4 protein-coding genes are annotated in these 6,848 nt (G+C 57.0%); 2 read left to right on the plus strand and 2 right to left on the minus strand.

Annotated elements, in window-relative coordinates; translation table 11 throughout:
- Positions 1-450: 450 nt before the first annotated feature.
- Positions 451-2,454 carry a S9 family peptidase gene (locus WBG83_RS18465; RefSeq protein ID WP_336746767.1) on the minus strand — a complete coding sequence of 668 codons (2,004 nt, stop codon included), beginning with the start codon at positions 2,452-2,454 and terminating at the stop codon, positions 451-453.
- 396 nt (positions 2,455-2,850) lie between these two features.
- Complete coding sequence (locus tag WBG83_RS18470) at positions 2,851-4,629, minus strand: Ig-like domain repeat protein (RefSeq protein WP_336746768.1); 1,779 nt, start codon at positions 4,627-4,629, stop codon at positions 2,851-2,853.
- 213 nt (positions 4,630-4,842) lie between these two features.
- On the opposite strand from WBG83_RS18470, the gene WBG83_RS18475 reads away from it, so the two are divergent.
- Positions 4,843-6,393, plus strand: a complete 1,551-nt coding sequence (locus tag WBG83_RS18475; protein WP_336746769.1) for an SMI1/KNR4 family protein — start codon at positions 4,843-4,845, stop codon at positions 6,391-6,393.
- Between the two features lie 219 nt (positions 6,394-6,612).
- Positions 6,613-6,848: hypothetical protein (locus WBG83_RS18480; RefSeq protein WP_336746770.1), on the plus strand; the 236-nt coding region annotated here is incomplete at its 3' end.

Genomic DNA, 6,848 nt, shown 5'->3' on the forward strand with positions numbered 1-6,848 from the left:
ACAGGAACTACCTGCCAATCCATTGTAAAGGATTTTTTTGCGTCTGAATGAGATAAATACAGAAAATTATGAAGATTCAGGGAAAATTAATGCAACGCTAGTGTCGTTAAATAAAATAAAAAAACCGGCGACTCGCATCCTTCCTCTCATCTACCTGCAAGTATAGCGGCGGGCTCCGGCACCGTCAATGCTGGACAGGCCCATTATTTTCCACACCCTGCAAAGCGCGCCCCCGCTTTCGCCTTCGCCCGGTCCTTCAGCATCGTCAACCCTGTCCCCCGCAGCTGACAACAGAGCGGGAAGCTCGCAACCTGAAGGACCGTTCAAAAACAAAGCTGCCTGCAGGAAAGCTTCATCCGCTGCTGCTTTGCGGGCCGAAATATTTTCATTGCTCACAGCGGCGGTGCAGGATTTACAAAATGCAGTACCAGGCGGCGATTCATGCCGGTTCTAGCCTAAATGGCTTTCAAACCAGCCGGCAATCCGGTTCAGACGCTCCACACGCAGCCGGGGATGCCCGCTGCGCGACAATTCGTGGCTGGCTCCCGGAAAACGGACGAATTGCACTGTTTTACCGAGCTTCTTCAGCGCCATGTACAGCTGCTCCGCCTGCTCGATTGGGCAGCGCAAATCCTGTTCCCCGTGCAAAATCAGCAGCGGCGTCTCCACAGCATGCACATACGAGAGCGGCGAATGCTTCCACAAAGCGGCCGCATGCTCCCACGGGTTGCCTCCGATCTCCTCCTCGGTGTAGTAGGAGCCGATATCGCTCACGCCGTAGAAGGACAGCCAGTTCGAAATCGACCGCTGCGTCACCGCCGCCCGAAAGCGGCTCGTATGCCCGACAATCCAATTGGTCAAAAAGCCCCCGTAGCTGCCGCCCGTCACACCAATCCGTGACCGGTCGATATCCGGGTACTGCTTCACCGCATAATCGACGGCGGCCATGACGTCCATATAGTCTCCGCCGCCGTAATCCCCGCGGCATGCATCCGCAAAGCGCTGTCCATAGCCAAGGCTGCCGCGCGGATTTGCGTAAATCACGCCATAGCCCTGAGCGGCCAACAGCTGGAATTCATGCATAAAGGTGCTGCCGTACATCGCATGAGGCCCGCCGTGAATTTCCAGAACCGCCGGATAGCTTTCCCCGGCACGGACGCCGATTGGCTTCAGGAACCAGCCGTGAAGATCGCCGCCATCCGGTGCTGTCGTCCAGAGCGGCTCCGGCTGCTGAAGCTCAAGCTCCATCAGGAGAGCATCATTGCTCTCCGTAAGCCGTACCTCCTTGCCGGTCGTCAGGTCCAGACGATACAGGTCCCCGGGGGACAGCGCATGGGCGGAGGCCACAATAAAAGCGCCGTTCTCGGGACGGCCGCTAAAAGAGTATACCTCGCGCTCCCCCTGTGTCAGCGGTTCAGCCGTCCCCCCGGCAGCGCTAAACCGGTACAGCTGAACGCTGCCCTGATAAGAGGCCAGCGTATAGAAGGAAGCGCCGTCACAGCTCATGACAAGCGGCGCCGAATCGCCCGAACGCATATCGCTGACGGCAGCATTGCCGATATGGAGGTCGGTCCCTTCACTCAGCGAAGCCACCCGTCCCCCGGACACCGGGATTGTATACAGCTCATTGTGCGTCGCACCGCCCAAACGGCGGTCATGAGCAACAAAGGCCAGCTGTGCCTCGTCCGGGGTAAAAGCCAGCTGCTGCACCACATACTCCGGCGCGGTCAGGCGCCGCGGACGGCCGCCCTGACGCCCAACCACAAACAAAGCGTGCTTCAAGGTCAAGCCCGGACCGGCGATCCCTTCCGGGATTTTGGCGGCAAAGGCAATCTGCCCCCCGCTTGGCGACCAGACGGAAGCGGCAATATCGAGGCGTTCCGATTCGCCCGATACAGCCGGACGAGCCTCCAGCGTTGCCAGATCCAGCACGAACAGCCCGGTGCAGCGGCCGTCCCAAATCCCATCGCCGTCCGCTCTCCATTTCGTGCAGTCCACAACAATAACCTCCGGCGCGCCCGCCGGCTCGGATTTGTCCATCCTCCCGCATTGCTCCTGCAGGGACACCTCTCTTCCTCGAAACAGCAGCTCCTGCCCGTCCGGCGACCAGGAGAAGGAGCTGACCGTATAGCCCGGCGGGGTCAAGATGGAGGCTTCGCCGCCGTCCGCAGGAATCGTCCATACCTGCTGCAGCTTGTCCTGCTTGCGGAGGAACGCCAGACGGGAGCCGTCCGGCGACCAGGCAGGCGCGCTGTCCAGAGTCCCGGACGTAAACGCACGGTCGGCTGATCCGTCGGCAGCAGCAAGACGGATATAAGTGCGGTAGCCGTCCCGGGCTTGATTTACCGTCCGGGACGCATAAGCAATCCGCGTACCGTCCGGGCTTACCGCCGGGTCGCCAATCCAGCTAAACCGGTACAAATCGTCAGCGGTTATCCGCCTTTTTACAGTCATGGGTGATTCCTCCCTTTCATCGGAAGCCGGTGACTCCGGCCAGCAGCATCAAGCTCCTCTGCAGGCAGCGCGTCAATTCAGGGCCTCGTTCCGTATACGGATTAAATATAGGGACAAGCACAGCAGGCGTCAAGATATTCCCGACTTATAGAATGGCAGCGCGCTTCATTGCGCAGCAGCACAAAAAGAACCTGCCCCCTGGCGTGCATCAAATGCAGTCGCCAGGGGGGCAGGTCCTTCAAGGTTGGCCGGGCCCCATTCGTCGTCCCGGAATGGCCCCCTTTTCCGCACCGCACGCAGCTCCCAGCGCGCGGTGCTTCACTGCGTGACGGCGGTCGGTCGACCACATCAAAGCTGTGTGCCATACGGAATAAATCTTGCCCTAGCAAATTCAGCCTAGGGCAATTCAATAAAGAGCGGTTCAATTTCCGCCAAAATAGCCTTCATATCCTCGGTATTGAACTGCCCGTCTCCGCTGAGGTCAAAGCGGGCGGCGATTTGCTCCAGCCCATGCTGCGCGCTTAAACGGTGAGCCGGCCGCTTGTACAGGGTAATCGAATACACCGTCTGGGCTTGTCCGTCTGCAGACGTGACCACAATCCTGATGGTGTTCATGCCCTCTTGCACAGGTACCGGGATACTGGCGGGTCGCCCCGTCGGGCTCTGTCCGTTCACTGTCCATGCTGCAGCGCTGCTGCTGGCGGACCCTGTCAACAGAAGCTGCTCGACCTCCCTGCCAGCCACAGCCGTATACTGGAGCACAGCGGGATCGAACTCGCGGGTCAGCTCCGCGCCCGCCACAGTCAGCGAGTCCAGCGCAGCTGCCTGATGGTTCTCAATCGTTATGAGCTGCGGTTCGGAATAGCTGGATTCGTAAATATCATTCCCAAGATAGGAAGCGATGAAGACGTGCTCCCCTGGGAACAACGAATCCAGGGTGATGACCGCCTTACCGGCTGCATCGAGTTCGGCTGCTTGAACCGGCTGGGCATTCTCGCTGATCATCACCTGTCCGCCCGGTACCGGAAGGCCGGGCAGCTCCGGCTTGACATATACCTCCGCTGTTACCGTTCCAGGTGATACAGGTCCGGTCAGCTGCAGAGCCGTTATCGTCCCAACCCTGCCAACCTTCTGCTGGAGCACGTCCGAAACACTTGGCGAATACGCAAAGTCTCCTGAGTAAGAAACCGTTATCGGATGAGTGCCGATCGGCAGAGAGCTCGTTGTATACACAGCAGACGCTACAGTATTGGCTCCGTTGACCTGCAGCGGAGCAACGCCAATCGGAGCTGCCCCGTTATAGAAAATAACGCCTCCCGTCGGCACTATGCCCGCCGCCGGAGTGAACTGAGCCGTAAACGTCACCGGCTGCCCCAGAGAAGCCGACTCCTTGCTGCTGCTTACCCGCACCCCGCTTGCGATGGGGTGAATTCGAAGCGGCACACTGGCGGATATGCTTTCGAAATGACGATTATCATTGGGCACATACAAGGCCATCAGACTGTAATTCCCGGGGGCCAAATCCGAAATGATGGTGTCCGCGCTGCTGTTGGCCGCGATTAGCTCGCTCCATTTCATCGTCACTTTGTTTTGCCCTTGCCCCCAAAAGGTCACTGTCTCATTGTCCGCGTCCAATGTCATGTCATAGACATGACTTGCGCCGGGATTCTCCCAGTATTTCACTATATTCCCGTTTACATCATATTGAACAATACCGAAGGCTTCCCGATGATCCAGGTAGCTGAAGGCCCAGAATGTATAGTCGCCCCATTTCATTACCGGGCATGATGCCGCGTTCTCCAGTCCATCCGGACCAGTCTTGCAGCTGTGTTCCAAGGAAGCCGGTATGTTGGTCGGTATGTCCGTCCGCTCGGATAGCATCGGCTCCTCCGCCTCTAGCGGGACTGTCCGAATCATTCCGGTGTTCTGATTTAATATGAGGATGGTTCCGCCCGGACCCGATGTCCCGGTAGCCAGGGAGGTAACATTGGCATGGAGGGAAACCGGTTCTCCGTAGCTTGCTTCGTTTGTGCTGAGGCCTAATGTGACGACAACCGCATCTGCTTCATGTGCGAATCCGCCTGGAGGAAGCACCAGCAGACCGATAAGCACAGCCGCCATGAACAGGCTTCGCCGGAACCATTTTGCCGGTGAATCTTCTAAGTTGTCTCTCATTGCTATATTCCCTTCTGCAAGAATTGGACGTTCTTCCATTATAATATACTTCCGTCCGTTTTTGTCGACGGATTTTTCGGAGCGGTCCGGCTGCATTTTCCCTAACGAGCGGATTGCAGGCTCCCAATTTATGTTATAATCGAGAACAGGCTAACCGGAAAGCCTTTGCCGCTACGTTCCTCAAATGCAATTCATACAAAGGAGGCATCCATCGTGACGCTTGAATGCATGAATGAAATTAAGGCGCTGCTGCAGCCGGCCCTGCCGGAGCTGGCTGACGCCTTAAATCCTCCCGCAACGGAAGAAGAGATTCGCAAGGCAGAGGAAGTCCTCGGAACTACGTTCCCTGAGCCGCTGCGCTCCTTATACCTGATGCATAACGGGGAACAGCGTACCGGGCCGGGGTTGTTCTTCGGACTCCAGTTCTTGTCTCTTGACGAGCTGATCAGCGATTGGAAAATATGGTCCGACCTGGAGCAGGAATACGCCTTCCTCGGCACGCATCACTCCGTCCCCCTGGGCTGGATCAAGGAACAGTACATTAACCGGCTCTGGATTCCTATCAGCAAAGACGGCGGAGGGAACAATCTCGGCATTGACCTTGACCCCGCAGAGGAAGGACAGCCGGGCCAAATCATCAATTTCGGACGGGATGAGGAAACTAAATATGTCATTTCCAGGAATTTGACCGATTTGCTTCAATTTATTTCGGAAACTGTAAGGTGCGGCAACTATACGGTCCATGACGAGGATGAATTTACATATTGGAGCTTTGGCAAGGAAGCCGGCGATCACTTTTTGGATGCCATCCGTTCCCTTGATTTGCCCGTGCTGTCTCCGGTCAAGCCGCCTGACGCCGCCCTACCGGAACCGAAGGAATGGCTAGGGACACTTGCCGAGGAGTGGCGGAGCCGCATTGTAACCGGCTATGGTTCGGCTGCAGGCCTGTTCAAGGCAAAAAAGCTTTTCTTCATTAATGAAGGACTGGAGGACATCTCCCCTCTTCAGTACTGCCGGGATGTCCGGGAGCTTGTCCTCAGTGCAAATCAAATTAGCGATATTACTCCGTTGAAGGGCTGTGAAAAGCTGAAGCAGCTTTATTTGACCGGCAATCCGGTCTGTGATTTGAAGCCGCTGCAGCACCTGGCGTATTTGCAGGATTTGAATTTGTCCAAAACGCCCGTTGCCGATTTGACTCCGCTCGCCTCTCTTCCAAAGCTGAACAATCTGGATATCGGTGTTACGCCAGTTCGAGACTTTACGCCGCTCATGCAAATGAAAAGCCTGCGTTCTCTCCATGTATCCCGGTTAAATGCTGAACAAATCCGAACGCTGTCCGGACTCAAAGGGCTGCAGCATTTGACGATTACCGGCTTTGATGATGTGAAAACAGAGGATATGGCCTGCCTTGGGCAGCTCAGCAGCCTGAAATCTCTCCATATCGAGCATGCCTTTCTTCCGCATCTGGAGTTCCTGATCCCTTGCCGGAAATTGGAGGAGCTCAAGCTGACCAAGTCGGAAGTGCGTGATGCCTCCGCGCTGGAGAGAATCGGGAGCTTGAGCGCGCTGGAGCTGAACGGCTGCGTTCAATTCGGCGATTTGGCTTCTCTGGCTTCGTGTCCTTCCCTGCAAAAGTTTACAGGCTCCTTCCAGCAATTTAATGTACTGCGGCACCTGTTTTCCCGTAAAATCGATTTCTCAACGATTACAGGCGGCATGACCGAGGAAGAACGGGATATATGGCTCAGTTATAACAGAAATTAACGCGCTATTCTTATGTAATTCATACAAACGCAGACAGTGTCTTTATTGCATCCCTAAATGCTCTCACAGCAGTGAGCGCTCAGACCGCCCGCTAGGAGCTGCGCGCGGTGCGGCATTACATGACGATGGTCAACCGCGTGCAGCCCTGCAAATAGCTGAAGTACGCCCGGACTGCCGGGAATAACCGGTACTATGTATGTGGTCGAACCGACCGCCGTCATGCAGCGAAGCACCGCGCGCTGGGAGCTGCGCGCGGTGCTATCCGGCGCGGAGCGCGGTGCTATCCGGCACGGAGCGCGGTGCTACCCGGCGCGGAGCGCGGTGCTATCCGGCGCGGAGCGCGGTGCTATCCGGCGCGGAGCGCGGTGCTATCCGGCACGGAGCGCGGTGCTATCCGGCGCGGAGCGCGATGCTATCCGGCACGGAGCGCGATGCTATCCGGCGCGGAGCGCGGT

It is taken from the genome of Paenibacillus sp. y28, from assembly GCF_037137075.1.
Classification (GTDB): domain Bacteria; phylum Bacillota; class Bacilli; order Paenibacillales; family NBRC-103111; genus JBBBNV01.

Coding starts and splice junctions, on each gene's coding strand:
- WBG83_RS18465 (WP_336746767.1), bottom strand. CDS start 2,454: ATGACTGTAAAAAGGCGGATAACCGCTGACGATTTGTACCGGTTTAGC.
- WBG83_RS18470 (WP_336746768.1), bottom strand. CDS start 4,629: ATGAGAGACAACTTAGAAGATTCACCGGCAAAATGGTTCCGGCGAAGC.